Consider the following 18,298-nt stretch of genomic DNA (forward strand, 5'->3'; position numbering starts at 1 on the left):
GAATCCGAATCGAGTGACGTGGAACACGCCGCGGGCGACGCGCCGGTGACCTGCGCAAAGGCTTACGACCTGGGAATTTCACGATTGTCGTTCACAACATCTCGCGTGTTGCGGGAATGTCGGCCACAAGGTGTAGTGTCTTATCCACCGAGAGGGCAGTGCCGGAACGGTCGAGAATTGCGGGCCGCGGGGCTGCTTCAGTAGGGGAGATCGGCGTCACCGACGTCGACACGATCCGGCTGTTGACGGTCGTGCCGACCGCGTTCAGAAGTGCCGAGTAAACACCGTTCACTGATCGATTCGTAAGCCAAGGGGAAGAGGACTTATGAGCATCACCGTCTACACCAAGCCGGCATGCGTTCAGTGCAATGCGACCTACCGGGCGCTCGACAAGGCCGGTATCGAGTACTCGATCATCGACATCACCGAGAACGCCGAGGCGCGTGACTACGTGATGGCGCTGGGCTACCTGCAGGCGCCCGTCGTGGTTGCCGGCGACGACCACTGGTCCGGCTTCCGGCCCGACCGGATCAAGACCCTGGCGACGAGTGCCGCCTGAACAGATCGACGGAGATGATCGGCCGTGACCTCGCTGGTCTACTTCTCCAGTGCGTCGGAGAACACCCACCGCTTCGTGTTGAAGCTGGGGATCCCGGCCACCAGAATTCCGCTCCACGACCGCGACGGCGCATTCGAGGTCGATGAACCGTACGTCCTGATCCTCCCCACCTACGGGGGAGGCACGACGGTGACCGGCCGGGACACGAGCTACGTGCCCAAGCAGGTCATTCGGTTCCTCAACAACGAACACAACCGCTCGCTGATCCGCGGCGTCATCGCTGCGGGCAATACGAACTTCGGCGAGTCGTATTGCTATGCCGGGAACGTGATTTCGCAGAAGTGTCGGGTTCCGTACCTGTACCGATTCGAACTCATGGGCAGCGCCGAAGACGTATTGGCCGTCCGGGACGGCCTCGGACAATTCATGGAGAGTGAACAGTGGCACCGACAATCACCGACGCAGCCCCGGCTGGGAGTGTAGAACGCGCTACGGCACGACCCGATGCGTCCGCGGGGGAGCTCGACTACCACGCGCTGAACGCGATGCTCAACCTGTACGGCCCGAACGGCGAGATCCAGTTCGACAAGGACCGTGAGGCGGCGAACCAGTACTTCCTCCAGCACGTCAATCAGAACACGGTCTTCTTCCACAATCAGGACGAGAAGCTGGACTACCTGATCAAGGAGAACTACTACGAGCGTGAGGTTCTCGACCAGTACACCCGCAACTTCGTCAAGGAACTGATCGACCACGCCTACGCGCAGAAGTTCCGGTTCCCGACGTTCCTCGGCGCGTTCAAGTACTACACCTCGTACACGCTCAAGACGTTCGACGGCAAGCGTTACCTGGAGCGGTTCGAGGACCGGGTCTGCATGGTCGCGCTCACCCTCGCCGCCGGTGACGAGAAGCTCGCGACGCAGCTGGTCGACGAGATCATCTCCGGCCGCTTCCAGCCGGCCACCCCGACCTTCCTCAACTCCGGCAAGAAGCAGCGCGGCGAGCCCGTCTCCTGCTTCCTGCTGCGCATCGAGGACAACATGGAGTCCATCGGCCGCTCCATCAACTCGGCGCTGCAGCTGTCCAAGCGCGGCGGCGGAGTTGCGTTGCTGCTCAGCAACGTTCGCGAGCACGGTGCCCCGATCAAGAAGATCGAGAACCAGTCCTCCGGTGTCATCCCGATCATGAAGCTGCTCGAGGACTCGTTCTCGTACGCCAACCAGCTCGGTGCCCGGCAGGGTGCCGGTGCGGTGTACCTGCACGCGCACCACCCGGACATCTACCGCTTCCTCGACACCAAGCGGGAGAACGCGGACGAGAAGATCCGCATCAAGACGCTGTCCCTCGGCGTGGTCATCCCGGACATCACGTTCGAGCTGGCGAAGAAGAACGAGGACATGTACCTCTTCTCGCCGTACGACGTCGAGCGCATCTACGGGGTGCCGTTCGCGGACATCAACGTCACCGAGAAGTACTACGAGATGGTCGACGACAAGCGGATCCGCAAGTCGAAGATCAAGGCGCGCGAGTTCTTCCAGACCGTCGCCGAGCTGCAGTTCGAGTCCGGTTACCCGTACATCATGTACGAGGACACCGTGAACCGGGCCAACCCCATCAAGGGCAAGATCACCCACTCGAACCTGTGCTCGGAGATCCTGCAGGTCTCGACGCCGTCGGAGTTCAACGACGACCTGTCCTACAGCAACATCGGCAAGGACATCTCCTGCAACCTCGGGTCGCTGAACATCGCGAAGGCGATGGACTCGCCGGACTTCGCGAAGACCATCGAGGTCTCCATCCGGGCGCTGACCGCGGTCGCCGATCAGACCTCCATCGACTCGGTGCCGTCGATCAAGAAGGCCAACGACGAGGGCCACGCGATCGGTCTCGGGCAGATGAACCTGCACGGCTACCTCGCCCGCGAGCGGATCCACTACGGATCCGAGGAGGGCATCGACTTCACGAACATCTACTTCTACACCGTGGTGTACCACGCGATCCGCGCCTCGAACGAGATCGCGAAGGAGCGCGGCACGTACTTCGCGGGCTTCCCGGACTCGAAGTACGCATCGGGCGAGTACTTCGACAAGTACACCGATCAGGTGTGGGAGCCGGCCACCGATCGGGTGCGTGCACTGTTCGCCGATGCGGGCGTGCACATCCCGACCCAGGACGACTGGCGTGAGCTCAAGGCGTCGGTGCAGAAGCACGGCATCTACAACCAGAACCTGCAGGCCGTCCCGCCGACCGGGTCGATCTCGTACATCAACCACTCCACCAGCTCCATCCACCCGGTGGCGTCGAAGATCGAGATCCGCAAGGAAGGCAAGATCGGCCGCGTCTACTACCCGGCGCCCTACCTGACCAACGACAACCTGGAGTACTACCAGGACGCGTACGAGATCGGGTACGAGAAGATCATCGACACCTACGCCGCGGCCACCCAGCACGTGGACCAGGGCCTGTCGCTGACGCTGTTCTTCAAGGACACGGTCACCACCCGCGACGTCAACCGGGCGCAGATCTACGCGTGGCGCAAGGGAATCAAGACGCTGTACTACATCCGCCTGCGGCAGATGGCACTGGAGGGCACCGAGGTGGAAGGTTGCGTCTCGTGCATGTTGTGAGGCCTGCGAACGATCTTTCGAACGGAGTGAGGACATCGTGAGCCAGAAGATCAAGCTGATCGACCGGGTGTCGGCGATCAACTGGAACCGCGTACCCGACGAGAAGGACTCGGAGGTGTGGGACCGTCTCACCGGCAACTTCTGGCTGCCGGAGAAGGTGCCGGTCTCCAACGACATCCCGTCGTGGAACACGTTGACCGCGGGCGAGAAGCAGCTCACGATGCGGGTCTTCACCGGCCTGACGCTGCTCGACACCATCCAGGGCACCGTCGGCGCCGTCAGCCTCATCCCGGACGCGCTGACCCCGCACGAGGAGGCGGTGTACACCAACATCGCGTTCATGGAGTCGGTGCACGCGAAGTCGTACTCGAGCATCTTCTCGACGCTCTGCTCGACCCGTGAGATCGACGACGCGTTCCGCTGGTCGGAGGAGAACCCGAACCTGCAGCGCAAGGCCGAGATCGTTCTCGAGTACTACAACGGGGACAGCCCGCTCAAGCGGAAGGTCGCCTCGACGCTGCTCGAGTCGTTCCTGTTCTACTCGGGCTTCTACCTGCCGATGTACTGGTCCTCGCGGGCCAAGCTCACCAACACCGCGGACCTGATCCGGCTGATCATCCGCGACGAGGCGGTGCACGGCTACTACATCGGCTACAAGTACCAGCGCGGGCTCGAGCAGCTCACGCAGGAGGAGCGCGACGACCTCAAGAACTACACGTTCGAGCTGCTGTTCGAGCTGTACGACAACGAGGTCGAGTACACGCAGGACCTCTACGACGAGGTCGGTCTCACCGAGGACGTCAAGAAGTTCTTGCGCTACAACGCCAACAAGGCGCTGATGAACCTCGGCTACGAGGGGCTGTTCCCCAAGGACGAGACCGACGTCAACCCGGCGATCCTGTCGGCACTCTCCCCGAACGCGGACGAGAACCACGACTTCTTCTCCGGCTCCGGCTCCAGCTACGTCATCGGCAAGGCCGTCAACACCGAGGACGAAGACTGGGACTTCTAGGTTCCGGGCCTCGCGCCGCTCTCTCCATCCCGACCGACCGAATGTGGGATTCGTTCAGTTCAACTGACCGAATTCCACATTCGGTCGTTGGCAGTCGGTGCACTTCAAACGCGACCAGAACCGGTCTAGCGTCGAACCTGGCGAATTCTCACCTATCGCTAGGAGGCGGCGATGAGCGGTCGAGTGGTGCACTTCGAGGTCCCGTTCAGTGACGGGAACCGGGCACGGGCGTTCTATCGGGAAGTGTTCGGCTGGACGCTCACCGAGATGCCGGAGCTCAACTACACCGGCGTCGCGACGGGGCCGGTCGCGGAGACCGGCATGCCTGCCGAGCCGGGCTACATCGGCGGCGGCATGTTCGAGCGGGAGCCGTCGTTTCCGCAGGGTCCGGTGATCACCATCCACGTGGAGAGCATCGACGACGCGCTCGCGAAGATCACCACACTCGGCGGGGAGCCGGTGGGGGAGAAGACGGTGGTCGGGGAGATGGGCTTCGCTGCCTACTTCAAGGACCCCGAGGGCAACGTGATGGGGCTGTGGGAGACGAAGTCCCCGTGACCGTCAGCGGCTGAACCAGGTCTCCCGATCCCCGCGCAGGGCCTTCTCGATCCGGCCCATCGAACTGTCGTTCAACGGCGAGGGCAGCGCATCGGGGGAGAACCAGCCGACCTCGAGGTTCTCCTCGTCGGCGGGATGCGGCCTGCCGCCGGTGTACCGGGCCACGAAGCACAGGTCCAGGTACTGGGCCCGGTCGCCGTTGGCGTGCGTCAACGGCGGCGTGACGTCCACGCTGGACAGCCGGACCAGTTCGACCTCGACGCCGGTCTCCTCGCGAATCTCCCGGACGATCGCCGCGGCCGGTTGCTCACCCGGTTCGAGGATCCCGGACACGATCGCCCAGCGGCCGTTGTCGGACCTGCGGGCCAACAGGATTCGCCCGCCCTCGTCGAGAACCACCGCGCTCACGCCGGACAGCCACAGCGGGGCGTGTCCGACGTGAGCGCGCAGTTCGGTGATGAACTCGGGGACGGGCATGTCAGTACCGGAATGTGACGGGTGCGGACTGCTGACCGGAGTAGGGCAGCAGGATGGACGGCGCCAGCGGCACCGCGAATCGGGCCGGCACGTCGGTGATCCCGGTGGCACCCGGACGGGCCGGAAAATCCAACTGGGCGAACCGGATTCGGGTCATCGCGTCGGTGCCGACCATGTTGCCGTCGGAGGTCTCGGCGGACAGGAAGGTGCCGCGGTCGGTGAACTCGATCCACGGGTCCGCCAGCGCGATCTCCGCCAGGTGGAACCGGGTGAACGAGACCACGGTGCCGCGGTACCGGACGGTGCCGAGACCGGTCGCCGGATCGACGTCGGCACCCTCGAGTTCGAACCCGAACCGGCCGTCGCCTCGGACCGAGGCGCCGTCGCTGCCGACGACCGAGCCCTGGGTGGTGGTCTTGACCAGGTCCGTGTATCCGGGCGCGATTCCCCACAGCAGGTCCTGGGCGGGTGCCACCGGGGCGTTCGCTCCGGGCGACGGATCGAAGGTGACCGGGACGGACAGTTCCTCGGCGGCGTTGACGGCGTCGGCCGCGGCATACGTGTACACCCCGTACACCGCGTCGGGCGTGGTGGTCGCGGGCTTCTTCACGGTGAGCGTGGCGGTGAACGAGCCGTCGTCGGCGAGCGGCACCCACTGCTGGCGGATGGTGCGCCGGAAGTCGAACGGGGCGTCGGGGACCCGGTTCAGGGCGTCCTCGGACATCACCCACGCGGTGGCCGAGCGCTGCTGCCCGAGCCGGGACTCGGCGGGTGCGCCCTCCGACGGTCGCCAGTGCGGGGCGAAGGCGCCGAACGCGACGAACGTGCCGTGCGGCACGCCCGGCGGCACCGGGGCAGGCAATCCGCTGGTGTTCGCCTGCGGGTCGAATCCGGTGCCGCGCACCACGATCCGGTCTCCCTCGTGGACGGCGGAGTTCCCGAATGGGGTGATGCCGTCGGCGCCGAGGAGCTCGATGTGCGCACTCGCCGCCGGGGCGGGGGTGGCGGACACCGCGGGCGCGGTCAGCGCCGACCCGATCAGTGCCCCGCCGAGCGCGGCGACCAGCAGCCGGGACCTAGTTGACGTAGCCATTGAGTGATGCTTCCAGATCGTCGAGGATGCCGCGGGCGGCCACCACGCCGATGCCCGTCATCCAGATCTCGTCGTCGACCTTGAACACGCGCCCGTCCTTCACGGCGCCGAGGCCCTGCCACAGTCCGCCGTTCATCACCTCGACGCCCTGGGTCTGGGCCTCGTCGCCGAAGAAGCTGACATAGATGACGTCACCCTCTGCCTTCGTCAGTTCCTCTTCGCTGATCTCCGCGAAGCGACGGTCCTTGGCGCCCTCGAGGCGCTGGAACGGGGGACGCTGCACGCCCGCGTCGGCGAGAACCTGACCGGAGAAGCTCTCCGGGCCGTACACCCGGATCGATCCGGGCCGGAACCGGACGATCGACGCCTGGGTCTCCGAGGCGCTGAGCGACTTGCCCGTCTCGACCGCCGCGGTCTGGTACTCGTCGAGGAGCCGGTGGGCGTCGGCGCCGCGGCCGAGGGCGGTGCCGTCCAGGAGGAAGTTGTCCTTCCAGGTGATGCCGACCTTCTCGGTGTAGACCGTCGGGGCGATCGCGGCCAGGCGCTCGTACGCCTCGGGGGCCCGGAACTTGGTGCCGAGAATCAGGTCCGGCTGCAGCGCCGCGATCTTCTCGAAGTTCGGTTCCTGCAGGGTGCCCACCAGTTCGACGCCGGCGATGGTGGGGCCGAGGTACTTCGGCTGCGATCCGATGGCGTCGGCGGCGGCCGCGCCGACGAGCCGGTCCTGCAGGCCGAGTGCGCACACGGAGTCGAGCTTGTCGGTGTCGAGGACCACGATCCGCTGGGGGTCGGCCGGGACCTCGGTCTCGCCGGCCGCATGCGTGACCTTGCGCACCGTGCCGGTGACACCCGCCGGGTCGACGGGGGCGGTCGGACCGCACACGTTCTCGGTGTCGCGGTCGTTGCCGAGCACGCCGGCGCCGGCGACGTTGGTGGTGCTGCGCACGATGGTGCTCGCGGCGTCGTCGGTGTCGGAGCCGCCGCACGCGGTCAGGACCAGGGCGGTCGCCGCCAGCAGGGCGACAGGGGCGGTGCGGCGGGCGAGGGTGGGCTTGCGCATGTGAACTTCTGTCCTCTCGGGGTGGGGCACGACGAGACTATCCGCGCTGCGGGTCGACCCCGAACGCCTCGGCGAGGTCGCCGCCGGCGATCGCATCGCCGGTGTACTCGGTGCGGGCGTCACCGGGACGGTCGGGCAGCCCGTCGGCCCGGTGTGTGACATATCCCATTCGATCGGTTGCGAGGATGTCGGGTTAGGTAAGGGAAACCTTAACAATCGATCGGGTTGTCCCTGTGTCGTGAGGTCGGTGCGCCGACCGTCCGCGGTGCGTCCGGCGCGGTCCCGGCCGGGAGTGTGGGTCCCCGGCGCGTCGCGGGGCCGCCGCCGTCGTCCCTGGTCAGAGGAGAACAGATGGCGGGAACGGACACGAAGTACGACAGTGGGTAGGACCGGCTCCGCGGATCGCGGAGCGACGGTCTACGATTCCTCAGAGCGCAAGCCATGAGGATGTTCGTCTCGCAGCCCGAGGTGGACGTCCTGAGCGAGCCTGCGGAGCGACCAAGGGCACATTCAGGAGGATCAGTGACTGCCGTAGCGCCCCAGCCAGTCCCAGAGCTAACGGCCAAACGGCCGTTCCCGGCGAGACTGGGACCCAAGGGCTCGTACATCTACAAGATGATCACCACTACGGATCCCAAGGTGCTCGGGATCATGTACATGGTGACGTCGTTCGCGTTCTTCCTCATCGGCGGCCTGATGGCCCTGCTGATGCGTTCGGAACTCGCGATCCCCGGCATGCAGTTCCTGTCGAACGAGCAGTTCAACCAGCTGTTCACCATGCACGGCACGATCATGCTGCTGATGTACGCGACGCCGATCGTCTTCGGCTTCGCCAACTACATCCTGCCGCTGCAGATCGGTGCGCCCGACGTCGCGTTCCCGCGTCTGAACGCCTTCAGCTACTGGCTGTACCTGTTCGGCTCCACCGTCGCGACCGCAGGCTTCATCACCCCGGGTGGTGCCGCCGACTTCGGCTGGACCGCCTACGCGCCGCTGACCGACGCGGTGCACTCGCCCGGCGTCGGCGCCGACCTGTGGATCCTGGGCCTCGGCGTCAGCGGCCTCGGCACCATCCTCGGTGGCGTCAACATGATCACCACCGTGGTGTGCCTGCGTGCCCCCGGCATGACCATGTTCCGGATGCCGATCTTCACCTGGAACATCCTGGTGACCAGCGTCCTGATCCTGCTCGCCTTCCCGCTGCTGACCGCGGCGCTGCTCGGCGTGTTCGTCGATCGCCAGTTCGGCGCCCACATCTTCGACCCCGCCAACGGCGGCGTCATTCTGTGGCAGCACCTGTTCTGGTTCTTCGGCCACCCAGAGGTGTACATCATCGCGCTGCCGTTCTTCGGCATCGTCTCGGAGATCTTCCCGGTCTTCTCGCGCAAGCCGATCTTCGGTTACAGCGGCCTGGTGTACGCGACCCTCGGCATCGCCGCCCTGTCCGTCGCGGTGTGGGCGCACCACATGTACGCCACCGGCGCCATCCTGCTGCCGTTCTTCTCGTTCATGACGTTCCTGATCGCGGTCCCGACCGGTGTGAAGTTCTTCAACTGGATCGGCACCATGTGGAAGGGACAGTTGACATTCGAGTCGCCGATGCTGTTCTCGGTCGGCTTCATCGTGACGTTCCTCTTCGGTGGCCTCTCGGGCGTCCTGCTCGCCAGCCCGCCGCTCGACTTCCACGTCAGTGACACGTACTTCGTCGTCGCGCACTTCCACTACGTGCTCTTCGGCACCATCGTGTTCGCCACCTACGCCGGCATCTACTTCTGGTTCCCGAAGATGACCGGACGGATGATGGACGAGCGCCTCGCGAAGTGGCACTTCTGGCTCACGTTCATCGGCTTCCACACCACCTTCCTGGTGCAGCACTGGCTGGGCAACGAGGGCATGCCGCGTCGCTACGCGGACTACCTGCCGTCCGACGGATTCACCTCGCTGAACACGATCTCCACGATCGGCGCGTTCATCCTCGGTGCCTCGACGCTGCCGTTCCTGTGGAACGTGTTCAAGAGCTACCGCTACGGCGAGGTCGTCACGGTCGACGACCCGTGGGGTTACGGCAACTCGCTCGAGTGGGCCACCTCCTGCCCGCCGCCGCGGCACAACTTCACCGAGCTGCCCCGGATCCGTTCCGAGCGCCCGGCGTTCGAGCTGCACTACCCGCACATGGTCGAGCGGATGCGCGCCGAGGCGCACGTCGGCCCCGGCCACAAGCACGCCACCGCGGTCCTGGAGGACGCGCACTAGGCGTCGCGCACGCGTGACCACGAGGCCCCGCCCGAGATTCGGGCGGGGCCTTCTGGTTACTGCGCGAGCACGATTGGCACAATGAATGGCGATACCCGTGGCGGCGCCCGCGGGATGGAGGGAGTTTCTCGGTGGGTTCGGATGCCTCGATGAAGTCGGGGACCACGGTTCTGGTCACGGTGACGGGTAAGGACCGGCCCGGTGTCACCTCGGTGCTGCTGGCCGCGCTGTCACGCCACCAGGTCAGCCTGCTCGACGTCGAACAGGTGGTCATCCGTGGACGGCTGACGCTCGGCGTGCTCGTCGAGTGCCCGGCGGACCCGGAGGCGCTGCAGGAGGCGCTCGAGGACGCCATGGCCACCGTCGGAATGGCCGTGGACGTCGAGATCGGCGCCGACGCCGGCGATCGTGTCGCGCCGTCGACGCATGCCGTCGTGGTGCTCGGCAGCCCGGTCACCGCCCGCTCCTTCAGCCACATCGCGCGGGAACTGGCCAAGCAGGGCGCCAACATCGACTCCATTCGTGGCGTCGCCGACTACCCGGTGACCGGCCTCGAGCTGATGGTCACCGCGGCCGACACCAGCGGCGAGACGGACGGACGGCTGCGCACCGGGCTCTCCGAGCTGGCGATGGTCGAGGCGGTCGACATCGCCGTCGAACGGGCCGGGCTGGCGCGCAGGGCCAAGCGACTCATCGTGTTCGATGTCGACTCCACCCTGGTGCAGGGCGAGGTCATCGAGATGCTCGCCGCCCACGCCGGCGTCGAGGACAAGGTCCGCGAGGTCACCGAGTCCGCGATGCGCGGCGAGATCGACTTCACCGAATCCCTGCACCAGCGGGTGGCGACCCTCGCCGGTCTCGACGCGTCGGTGATCGACGAGGTCGGCCGGGCGCTGGAGCTGACCCCCGGCGCCCGCACCACGATCCGGACGCTGCGCCGCCTCGGATTCCACTGCGGCGTGGTGTCCGGTGGATTCCGCCAGGTCATCGAGGGTCTCGCGCACGAGCTCGAACTGGACTTCGTCGAGGCCAACACCCTCGAGATCGTCGACGGCAAGCTCACCGGACGGGTTGTCGGCGACGTGGTCGACCGGGCCGCGAAGGCCGTCGCGCTGCGCAAGTTCGCCGCCCAGGTCGGTGTGCCGCTGGAACAGACCGTGGCGGTCGGAGACGGCGCCAACGACATCGACATGCTCAATGCCGCCGGTCTCGGTGTCGCGTTCAACGCCAAGCCGGCGCTGCGCGAGGTCGCCGACACCGCGCTCTCGCACCCGTTCCTCGACGCGGTGCTGTTCGTGCTCGGCGTGACCCGCGACGAGGTCGAGGCCGCCGACGCCGTCGACGGACTGGTGCGCCGAGTTCCGCTCTGATGTTGCCCGAACTGGACGCCGATTTCGCGGCCCGGCACGCGGTCCTCGCGGCGGGCTACGGGCACCGGCCCGACCCGGACGATCCGGCGCAGGTGCTGGCGATGCCGCTGGTGCTGCACATCCCGAAGGTCGACCGGCCCGCTCGGAGCGCGCTGCTGGAGGCGGCGGCCGCCGCGACCGCGGCGCTGTGCCTCGACGAGCGCGTCGGGGTCGGACCGGACGGTGAGGCGGGGCCGTGGCGGCGCGACTACCTCGCCTGGACCGACGCCCGGATCCGGAAGGTGGCCCGCCGCGCCCGCGGTGCGCAATGGTTGGCCGCGCAGGACGTCGACGGGGTGACCGTCGAGGTCGACGGCGCGCAGGCCCGGGCCCTCGTGCCCGGACCGGTCGGCGCCCTCGACACCCGGATCCGCAAACTGCAGATCGGGGGCACCGATCTCGACCACGACGAACCGGGCGACCCCGCCGCAGGCGTGCCGGTGCTGTGGCTGAACGCCGAACTCGGAATGACCGTCGGCAAGGCCGCCGCCCAGGTCGGGCACGCGGCGATGCTGCTGGCCGGTGCCATGAGCGCCCGGCAGGCGGCGGAATGGGCCGCGAACGGCTTCCGCTGCTCGGTCCGCGACGCCGACCCGCAGCGCTGGTCCGCGTCGGCCGCGGAGGTCGACGCCGGACGGGCAGTGGCGGTACGTGACGCCGGATTCACCGAGGTCGCACCCGGGTCGATGACGGTCATCGCCGTCATCTGACCTGTCCGGCCGGGGAGCAGCGTCCTAGCCCTCGAACCTCCGGTCGACCGCCCCGGCGAAGTCGACCGTGCCCGGCAGTTCCCCGGCCGCGGTGAACGCGTCGGCGATCTCCTGCTCGGAGGCCACGACGGCATCGGTCAGTGGAATCGGCTGCTTGATCGACCGGGTCCAGGTGGTTCGCGACGCGTCGGGACTGATCGAGGTGAGTTCGGCGTACTTCGCGGACCATTCGTCGAGGTTGTCCTGCGACCACGCGGTCGCCGCGGCGTAGCGGCCGAGGAAGTCGTCGACGGCCGCGGTCTTGCCCGGATCGTCGAGGGCGGCGCCGGACGCGGCCCAGAAGTTGTAGCCGTTGGCGGCCTGGTCGGCGGTCGCGATCACCCGCGCGCCGGATTCCTTCTCGGCGATCGCGGTGTACGGATCCCATGTCGCCCAGGCGTCCACGTCGCCCTTGGTCAGCGATGTGTATCCGTCGGCGGGGGAGAGGAACACCGTCTCGACGTCGGTGCGGTCCAGACCCGCCTTCTGCAGCTGCAGCAGCAGGTTCGCGTGCGCCGAGCTGCCCTTGAACGTCGCGATCTTCTTGCCCTTCAGATCCGCCACCGACGTCGCCGGGGAATCCTTGCCGACCAGGATCGCGTCGCCCTCACCGGTCGCCTCGAGCGCTCCGACGATCTTGATGTCCGCCTTCGACGCGGCACCGAAGATCACCGGGGTGTTGCCGGTCTGGGCGAGGTCGATGCCGCCGGCGCTCGCGGCCTCGATCAGCGGCAGTCCCGCGGTGAACGAGGAGAACTCGATCTTGTAGGGCACGTTCTCGAGCTGTCCCGACGCCCGCAGCAGAACCTCGATGGAGGTGGCCTTCTGGTCACCGACCTCAAGCGTGACGGTGGACAGGTCCACCGGTCCGGTCGCTGCCGCTTCGGTGGCGTCGCCGTCGGATCCGCCGCACGCGGTGAGTGCCAGCGCGGTGGCGGTGATCGCGGCCAGTCCGACGAGTCGTCGACGGCCGAAGGTACTGAGTTTCATTGGGTGTGGTCCTGTTTCGGTGAGGAGCGGTCGGCGGTGTGAAGTGGCGGCGGTGGGAAACGGCGGCGGTGGAGTCGAGCTCAGGTGGGTACGCCGAGCAGTTCGAGCAGTCGGGCGGAGTACTCGGCGGTCTCGGCGGTGGCGCGTCTGCGCGGGCGGGGCAGGTCGATCGGCACCTGGTGGGCGATGCGGCCGCCGTCCAGAATCAGGGCCCGGTCGGCCAGTGCCACCGCCTCGGTCACGTCGTGGGTCACGAGGAGGACGCCGAATCCGTGCTCGGCGAACAGGCCGAGCAACAGGTCGTGGACCGAGAGCCGGGTCAGCGCGTCCAACGCACCGAACGGCTCGTCGAGCAGCAGCAGCGTCGGTTCCGCGACCAGCGCCCGGGCCAGGGCTGCTCGCTGCGCCTCGCCGCCGGACAGCGTCAACGGCCACGCGTCCCGGCGATGCCCGAGACCGACCTCGCCGAGCACCCGGGCCGCCCGGTCCCGGCGTCCCGGACCGCGGCGGGGGTCGGGTAGGCCGAGTTCGACGTTCGTGGTCACGTCGAGCCACGGGACCAGCCGGGGTTCCTGGAAGACGACGGTGGGGTATCCGTCGGTGGTGACCTGCCCCTCGTGGTCGCCGGACAGGCCTGCCAGGGCCCGCAGCAGAGTCGACTTGCCCGATCCGCTACGTCCGAGCAGGGCGACGATCTCGCCGCGGCGGATCTCGAGGTCGATCCCGTCGAGTACGGGCCGGCCACCGAAGCTCTTCCGCAGACCGGTGACTCGGGCGGCCGGAGCCGTGGACACCGGCGAGGCGGTGATGGTGTCTGTCATGACGTGGTCCTCCTCAGGCCGCGGCGGGCTGCCAGCGCAGCGCCCGCCGCTCCAGCCCGCGTACCAGTGCATCCGTGATCAGCCCGAGCAGTCCGTACACGAGCAGGCCGAAGATGACGATGTCGGTGCGCAGGAACTCGCGCGCGTTGTTCACGATGTACCCGAGACCCTTGCCTGCGTTGATCTGTTCGGCGACGATCAGCGAGAGCCATGCCACGCCGAGGCTCTGACGCAACCCGACCAGGATGTGCGGCAGCGCACCGGGGATCACCAACCGGCGCAGCTGCTCGGTCCGGCTCAGCCGCAACACCCGGCCGAGTTCGAGGAGCTTCGGGTCCAGCTGACGAATCCCGGCAAAGGTGTTGAGGTACAGGGGAAATGCAACGCCGAGCGCGATGAGGAAGACCTTGGGTTCCTCCCCGATGCCGAACCAGATGATGAACAGCGGGATCAGGCCGAACAGCGGTACGGTTCGCAGCATCTGCAACGGCGGATCCACGATGTACTCGCCGATCCGGCCGATACCGGCGACGACGCCGAAGCCGACGCCAAGCACGGCGCCGAGCGCGAACCCGATCAGGACCCGCTGCCCGGACACGAGCAGGGCGTCGGTCAGCGCGCCGGAACGAAAGACCTCGACGCCGGCCTCGAGGATCACCGACGGCGCGGGCAACACCCGCTCGGACAGCAGTCCGGTCCGGCTGCCGATCTGCCAGACGAGCAGCAGCGTGAGCGGTGCCAGCGTTCGCAGCAGACCGCGGCGGCGGTGGTGCGCCTGCGACCCGGCGGACGACGCAACCGGCGCCTCTGCGGCGGCAGTGGTCACGGACAACGGAACCCCCTCTGATGGCCCCGCACACGGCGGGTCAGGGCGTCATGGTGCGCGGGCGGGCCGACGTCGGGAAGGTTTGGAATCAGCGCGAGCGATACCGTCGCGCAGCCGGGTCGGCTCGGGGTGGGCAGCCGGGTCGGCTCGATGGGCGCGGCAGGGTCGGCTCGATGGGCGCAGCCGGGTCGGCGTGCTCGTGGGGCAGGGGGCGGCTTGGACTGCGCCGTGACGACGGCCTAGTGTGAGCGTCGTCCATCCAGCACGGGAGCCCTGGCGTCGTAGGGCTGAGAGGGAGCACGGCTGCTCCGACCGTCACACCTGATCCGGGTCATTCCGGCGTAGGGAGCAGTGCGATGTCCGTCGTACCGACACGTCCGTCACCGGGGTCGGCTCAGGCCGAGCCGTCCTTCACCCTGGATGAATCACCAACCCGCACCCTGGGATTCGGCGCGCAGGTCGGCCTGTGGGGCAATCTCGGAATCTCCCTGCTGCTGCCGGTCGCTGCGACGTTCGCGGTGCTGCAGGGACAGTCGCTGCTCGCCACGCTGCTCGCGGTGGTCGTCGGTGCGCTGATCGGGTCGGCGTTGCTCGGGCTGTGTGCGGCCGCCGGCGCCTCGGTCGGCGCCCCCGCCATGGTGATGATGCGCGGCTTGCTCGGTACCCGGCTCTCCGCGCTGCCGACGGTACTGAACCTGGTGCAGTGTGTCGGTTGGGCGACCTTCGAGGTGTTCGTGATCGCGGAGACCGCGGCCCGGCTGACCGGGTGGCAGCGGTGGCCGTTCGTGCTGCTCGGCGGTGTGCTGGCGACGGTGATGGCGCTGTACCCGCTGCGGGTGGTCAAGATCCTGGCCCGGTATGCGGTCTGGGCGGCGCTCGCGTCCACGGTGTACCTGCTGGTGAACGTGCTGATGAAGGATCTGCCGTCGCTGACCGAGGGCAGCTTCGCCGGGTTCTGGACCAGCGTCGACCTGGTGATCGCGATGCCGATCTCCTGGGTTCCGTTGGCCGCCGACTACGCCCGGCACTCCCGGTCCCCACGGGCGGCGTTCCTCGGCGCCACTGTCGGCTACGGCGGCGCCACGGTCGCCTTCTTCGCGCTCGGCGTCCTGGCGTTCGTCGCGTTCGGGCTCGAACCCGGCTTCGACGTGATCGGCAGCCTGCTGGTCCTGCCGCTGGCGGGGGTTGCGCTGCTCATCCTGCTGGTCGACGAGGTCGACGAGGCGTTCGCGAACATCTACTCCACCGCGATCAGTGCCCAGAACCTGCGACCGAACCTGGACCGCCGATTCCTCGTGATCGGGGTCGGCGTGATCGCGACGCTGCTCGCGCTGACGGTCGACGCGTACAGCTACGAGCCGTTCCTGTTCCTGATCGGTGCCGTGTTCGTGCCGCTGACCGGAACCTTCCTGGCGTCGTTCTACCTGCTCCGGCGCGGCCACTGGGACGTGTCGGCCCAGTCGCCCACCCGCTGGATGATGTTGGTGCCGTGGGTCGCCGGGTTCGTCGTCTACCAGCTGGTGACGCCGACCTACTTCACCGGCTTCGGTGCCGGCTGGACGCGCTGGTGGACGAATCTGCAGTCGTCGCTGGGGATCCCGGCCTCCGGCTGGTCCGCGTCGCTCGCCGCGTTGGTGGTCGCCGCCGGGCTGGCGTTGCTGATCGGCCTGATCGACAAGCGAAAGGTGGTGCGGGCGTGACTCTCTCGTCCCGACTGCAGGAGAAGGGACGGGCGCTGCTCGCGGAGCAGCTCGCCCACCCCACGGTCGTGGGGATCGCGCGCGGCGACCTGGATCCGGCACTGTTCCGCGGCTGGCTCGAGCAGGACTACCTGTACCTGCTCGACTACACCCGGGTGTTCGCGCGCCTGGCGTGGCAGGCCCCCGACGGGCACCTCGGCTACCTGGTGGACCTGGCGCACTCGACGCTGCACGAGGAGTTGAGTCTGCACCGAGAGCTGTCCGAGCCGTTCGGTGCGGACTTCGGCACCGCGGTCAAGAGCCCGCAGTGCGCGGCGTACACCGAGTTCCTGCTCGAGTCGGCCGCGGACTACGGGCGTGGGCTGGCGGCGCTGCTGCCGTGCATGTGGGGGTACTCGCAGCTGGGCCTCGCCCTCGCGCAGGACCCGCCCGCCGATCCCCGCTACCGCCGCTGGGTGGACACCTACGCGGATCCGGGATTCGCGGCGCTCGCCGACCGGTGTGCGGAGATGCTGGACGAGGCGGCGCCGGACGAGGCGGTCGCGGAGGAGGCGTTCATGACGGCGATGCGGCACGAGCTCGCGTTCTGGGACGCGCGGTGACTCGCGCGGACGCCCTGCTGCGGGGCGAAGCGCAGCGGTGGCAGCGGTCGGCGGAGCACCCGTTCGTGCTCGCCACCGCGGACGGCACCCTGCCGGAGGCGGCCTTCGACCGCTGGCTGCTCGAGGACCACGCCTTCGTCGTCGAGTTCCGGCGGTTCCTCGGCGGGGTGCTCAGCCTCGCCCCCGACGAACGTTCCCGGGATGTCATCGCGGGCGGAATCGCCGCTCTGACTTCGGAGCTCGATCTGTTTCGTGCGGAGCTCGAGCGGCGAGGTCTGGATCGACACGGGCACCGACCGAGCGACGGGTGCATCGCATACACCTCGTTCATGCTGGCGAGCCTGCATGACGGCTACGACGTCGCGTCCGCCGTGCTGTACGGGATCGAGAAGGCCTACCTGGACGCCTGGACGACCGTGCGGCAACGCGCCGCCGACGCCGAGTCGCGGTACCGCGAGTTCATCGACAACTGGAGCGCGGCGCCCTTCGCCACGTACGTCGAGGACCTGGCGACGTTGCTCGGTGAGGGAGAACCCACCGACGCGCAGCGCACCGCGTTCGGGCGGGTCGCGGTGTTCGAGGAGCAGTTCTGGGACGCGCTGGTGTGAGCCCGCGACACGCGCCTCTGATCCCGTTTCACTCCCGCAACACCGGTGCGGGAAGATGACTGCCGTGTCCGAACCTGATCCCGATCTGCTCATCGACTTCGACGACGTCCTGATCCGCCGCGGCGGCGTGACCCTGGTGGGTCCGGTGACCTGGAAGGTGGAGCTCGACGAGAGGTGGGTCGTGCTCGGCCCGAACGGTGCGGGCAAGACCTCGTTGCTGCGCATCGCCGCAGGCGAGGTCCACCCGACGTCGGGCAATGCGAATCTGCTCGGCGAGACACTCGGACGGGTCGACGTCAACGAACTCAAGCCCCGGATCGGGTTGTCGTCCTCGGCCCTCGCACACCGGGTGCCCGCCGACGAACTGGTCAAGGACCTCGTCGTCTCCGCCGGCTACGCCGTCCTCGGCCGCTGGCGTGAGCGATACGAGGCGATGGACACCGACCGTGCGGTGGAGATCCTCGAGAGCATCGGCGCCGAGCACCTGTCCGACCGCACCTACGGCACCCTCTCCGAGGGGGAGCGCAAGCGGGTGCTGATCGCCCGGGCGCTGATGACCGACCCCGAACTGCTGCTGCTGGACGAGCCCGCCGCCGGTCTCGACCTCGGTGGCCGCGAGGAACTCGTCGCCCGCCTCGGCGACCTTGCCGCGGACCCGGATGCGCCGGCGACCGTGCTGATCACACACCACGTGGAGGAGATCCCGCCGGGCTTCACGCACGCCCTGCTCCTGAAGGAGGGCGAGGTGGTCGCGCAGGGTCTGATCGACGACGTCATCACCGCCGAGAACCTGACCACCGCGTTCAGCCAGTCCATCGCCCTCGACCGCGTCGACGGCCGGTTCTTCGCCCGCCGCAGCCGCCTGCCCGGCCAGCACCGCCGCTGACCGTCCCCTCGCCAGGCCCCGTTCACTCGGGCGGCGGCGGAGGGTGGGGGTGGGGCGGCGTAAGTTGC

General features: G+C 67.9%; 20 protein-coding genes and 1 riboswitch. Of the genes, 12 read left to right on the top strand and 8 right to left on the bottom strand.

Going from position 1 to position 18,298, the window contains the following annotated elements; translation table 11 throughout:
- Positions 1–91: 91 nt before the first annotated feature.
- On the bottom strand, positions 92–292 hold the full coding sequence (locus ACWEPG_RS20240; RefSeq protein ID WP_450112699.1) for a hypothetical protein: 201 nt from the start codon (positions 290–292) through the stop codon (positions 92–94).
- Positions 293–325: 33 nt separating this feature from the next.
- Here ACWEPG_RS20240 and ACWEPG_RS20245 point away from each other — a divergent pair, with 33 nt between their 5' ends.
- The 5 genes from ACWEPG_RS20245 to ACWEPG_RS20265 all read left to right on the top strand — a co-directional run bounded on the left by ACWEPG_RS20245 (position 326) and on the right by ACWEPG_RS20265 (position 4,756).
- Positions 326–559, top strand: a complete 234-nt coding sequence (locus ACWEPG_RS20245; protein WP_450112700.1) for a redoxin NrdH — start codon at positions 326–328, stop codon at positions 557–559.
- Positions 560–583: 24 nt separating this feature from the next.
- Entirely contained in the window at positions 584–1,042 is a 459-nt protein-coding gene (nrdI, locus tag ACWEPG_RS20250) for a class Ib ribonucleoside-diphosphate reductase assembly flavoprotein NrdI (protein WP_452595130.1), read from the top strand.
- Entirely contained in the window at positions 1,000–3,186 is a 2,187-nt protein-coding gene (gene nrdE, locus ACWEPG_RS20255) for a class 1b ribonucleoside-diphosphate reductase subunit alpha (protein ID WP_450134911.1), read from the top strand. Before nrdI ends, nrdE begins: the two co-directional genes overlap by 43 nt.
- A gap of 49 nt (positions 3,187–3,235) precedes the next feature.
- Positions 3,236–4,198, top strand: a complete 963-nt coding sequence (gene nrdF / locus ACWEPG_RS20260) for a class 1b ribonucleoside-diphosphate reductase subunit beta (protein WP_450135199.1) — start codon at positions 3,236–3,238, stop codon at positions 4,196–4,198.
- Positions 4,199–4,369: 171 nt separating this feature from the next.
- A complete protein-coding gene (locus tag ACWEPG_RS20265; RefSeq protein WP_450134912.1) occupies positions 4,370–4,756 on the top strand; it encodes a VOC family protein in 387 nt (128 codons plus the stop codon).
- A gap of 3 nt (positions 4,757–4,759) precedes the next feature.
- Here the strand turns inward: ACWEPG_RS20265 and ACWEPG_RS20270 are convergent, their stop codons facing one another.
- The 4 genes from ACWEPG_RS20270 to ACWEPG_RS20285 are packed head-to-tail and all read right to left on the bottom strand — an operon-like array spanning position 4,760 to position 7,555.
- Positions 4,760–5,233, bottom strand: coding sequence for an NUDIX hydrolase (locus ACWEPG_RS20270; protein ID WP_450134913.1), 474 nt, complete (start codon positions 5,231–5,233; stop codon positions 4,760–4,762).
- A 1-nt stretch (position 5,234) separates the two neighbouring features.
- Positions 5,235–6,326, bottom strand: a complete 1,092-nt coding sequence (locus ACWEPG_RS20275) for an HtaA domain-containing protein (RefSeq protein WP_452595131.1) — start codon at positions 6,324–6,326, stop codon at positions 5,235–5,237.
- On the bottom strand, positions 6,310–7,386 hold the full coding sequence (locus ACWEPG_RS20280; protein WP_452595132.1) for an ABC transporter substrate-binding protein: 1,077 nt from the start codon (positions 7,384–7,386) through the stop codon (positions 6,310–6,312). Before ACWEPG_RS20280 ends, ACWEPG_RS20275 begins: the two co-directional genes overlap by 17 nt.
- Positions 7,387–7,423: 37 nt before the next feature.
- A complete protein-coding gene (locus tag ACWEPG_RS20285) occupies positions 7,424–7,555 on the bottom strand; it encodes a hypothetical protein (protein ID WP_452595133.1) in 132 nt (43 codons plus the stop codon).
- Between the two features lie 353 nt (positions 7,556–7,908).
- Between ACWEPG_RS20285 and ctaD the strand changes: the two genes are divergently transcribed.
- From ctaD to ACWEPG_RS20300, 3 genes are all read left to right on the top strand, one after another.
- A complete protein-coding gene (gene ctaD / locus ACWEPG_RS20290) occupies positions 7,909–9,639 on the top strand; it encodes an aa3-type cytochrome oxidase subunit I (RefSeq protein WP_452595134.1) in 1,731 nt (576 codons plus the stop codon).
- Positions 9,640–9,788: 149 nt separating this feature from the next.
- Positions 9,789–11,009: a phosphoserine phosphatase SerB gene (serB, locus tag ACWEPG_RS20295; RefSeq protein WP_450135200.1), complete on the top strand. Its 1,221-nt coding sequence runs from the start codon at positions 9,789–9,791 to the stop codon at positions 11,007–11,009.
- Positions 11,009–11,758 (top strand): aminoacyl-tRNA hydrolase, encoded by a 750-nt coding sequence (locus tag ACWEPG_RS20300; protein WP_452595135.1) that lies wholly within the window; start codon positions 11,009–11,011, stop codon positions 11,756–11,758. The genes serB and ACWEPG_RS20300 overlap by 1 nt, the downstream gene beginning before the upstream one ends.
- Before the next feature lie 24 nt (positions 11,759–11,782).
- Here ACWEPG_RS20300 and ACWEPG_RS20305 read toward each other — a convergent pair whose 3' ends face one another.
- The 3 genes from ACWEPG_RS20305 to ACWEPG_RS20315 form a co-directional block, all read right to left on the bottom strand.
- Complete coding sequence (locus ACWEPG_RS20305) at positions 11,783–12,787, bottom strand: ABC transporter substrate-binding protein (protein WP_452595136.1); 1,005 nt, start codon at positions 12,785–12,787, stop codon at positions 11,783–11,785.
- An 80-nt stretch (positions 12,788–12,867) separates the two neighbouring features.
- On the bottom strand, positions 12,868–13,608 hold the full coding sequence (locus ACWEPG_RS20310) for an ABC transporter ATP-binding protein (protein ID WP_452595137.1): 741 nt from the start codon (positions 13,606–13,608) through the stop codon (positions 12,868–12,870).
- A gap of 13 nt (positions 13,609–13,621) precedes the next feature.
- Positions 13,622–14,434 (bottom strand): ABC transporter permease, encoded by an 813-nt coding sequence (locus ACWEPG_RS20315; protein ID WP_452595192.1) that lies wholly within the window; start codon positions 14,432–14,434, stop codon positions 13,622–13,624.
- Positions 14,435–14,688: 254 nt separating this feature from the next.
- Positions 14,689–14,799, top strand: a riboswitch (TPP riboswitch).
- Here ACWEPG_RS20315 and ACWEPG_RS20320 point away from each other — a divergent pair.
- The 4 genes from ACWEPG_RS20320 (at position 14,791) to ACWEPG_RS20335 (ending at position 18,230) form a co-directional block, all read left to right on the top strand.
- Positions 14,791–16,134, top strand: coding sequence for a purine-cytosine permease family protein (locus ACWEPG_RS20320; RefSeq protein ID WP_452595138.1), 1,344 nt, complete (start codon positions 14,791–14,793; stop codon positions 16,132–16,134). Its footprint overlaps the riboswitch before it by 9 nt.
- Positions 16,131–16,736 carry a TenA family protein gene (locus tag ACWEPG_RS20325; protein ID WP_450134922.1) on the top strand — a complete coding sequence of 202 codons (606 nt, stop codon included), beginning with the start codon at positions 16,131–16,133 and terminating at the stop codon, positions 16,734–16,736. Before ACWEPG_RS20320 ends, ACWEPG_RS20325 begins: the two co-directional genes overlap by 4 nt.
- On the top strand, positions 16,733–17,344 hold the full coding sequence (locus tag ACWEPG_RS20330) for a thiaminase II/PqqC family protein (protein ID WP_452595139.1): 612 nt from the start codon (positions 16,733–16,735) through the stop codon (positions 17,342–17,344). The genes ACWEPG_RS20325 and ACWEPG_RS20330 overlap by 4 nt, the downstream gene beginning before the upstream one ends.
- A gap of 55 nt (positions 17,345–17,399) precedes the next feature.
- On the top strand, positions 17,400–18,230 hold the full coding sequence (locus ACWEPG_RS20335; protein ID WP_450112716.1) for an ABC transporter ATP-binding protein: 831 nt from the start codon (positions 17,400–17,402) through the stop codon (positions 18,228–18,230).
- The last annotated feature ends 68 nt before the right edge of the window (positions 18,231–18,298 follow it).

This window comes from Rhodococcus sp. NPDC004095 (assembly GCF_053604015.1).

Coding starts and splice junctions, on each gene's coding strand:
- ACWEPG_RS20275 (WP_452595131.1), bottom strand. CDS start 6,326: ATGGCTACGTCAACTAGGTCCCGGCTGCTGGTCGCCGCGCTCGGCGGG.
- ACWEPG_RS20320 (WP_452595138.1), top strand. CDS start 14,791: ATGTCCGTCGTACCGACACGTCCGTCACCGGGGTCGGCTCAGGCCGAG.
- ACWEPG_RS20335 (WP_450112716.1), top strand. CDS start 17,400: ATGACTGCCGTGTCCGAACCTGATCCCGATCTGCTCATCGACTTCGAC.
- ACWEPG_RS20270 (WP_450134913.1), bottom strand. CDS start 5,233: ATGCCCGTCCCCGAGTTCATCACCGAACTGCGCGCTCACGTCGGACAC.
- serB (WP_450135200.1), top strand. CDS start 9,789: ATGAAGTCGGGGACCACGGTTCTGGTCACGGTGACGGGTAAGGACCGG.
- ACWEPG_RS20310 (WP_452595137.1), bottom strand. CDS start 13,608: ATGACAGACACCATCACCGCCTCGCCGGTGTCCACGGCTCCGGCCGCC.
- ACWEPG_RS20280 (WP_452595132.1), bottom strand. CDS start 7,386: ATGCGCAAGCCCACCCTCGCCCGCCGCACCGCCCCTGTCGCCCTGCTG.
- ACWEPG_RS20305 (WP_452595136.1), bottom strand. CDS start 12,787: ATGAAACTCAGTACCTTCGGCCGTCGACGACTCGTCGGACTGGCCGCG.
- ACWEPG_RS20265 (WP_450134912.1), top strand. CDS start 4,370: ATGAGCGGTCGAGTGGTGCACTTCGAGGTCCCGTTCAGTGACGGGAAC.
- ACWEPG_RS20300 (WP_452595135.1), top strand. CDS start 11,009: ATGTTGCCCGAACTGGACGCCGATTTCGCGGCCCGGCACGCGGTCCTC.
- ACWEPG_RS20285 (WP_452595133.1), bottom strand. CDS start 7,555: ATGGGATATGTCACACACCGGGCCGACGGGCTGCCCGACCGTCCCGGT.
- ACWEPG_RS20245 (WP_450112700.1), top strand. CDS start 326: ATGAGCATCACCGTCTACACCAAGCCGGCATGCGTTCAGTGCAATGCG.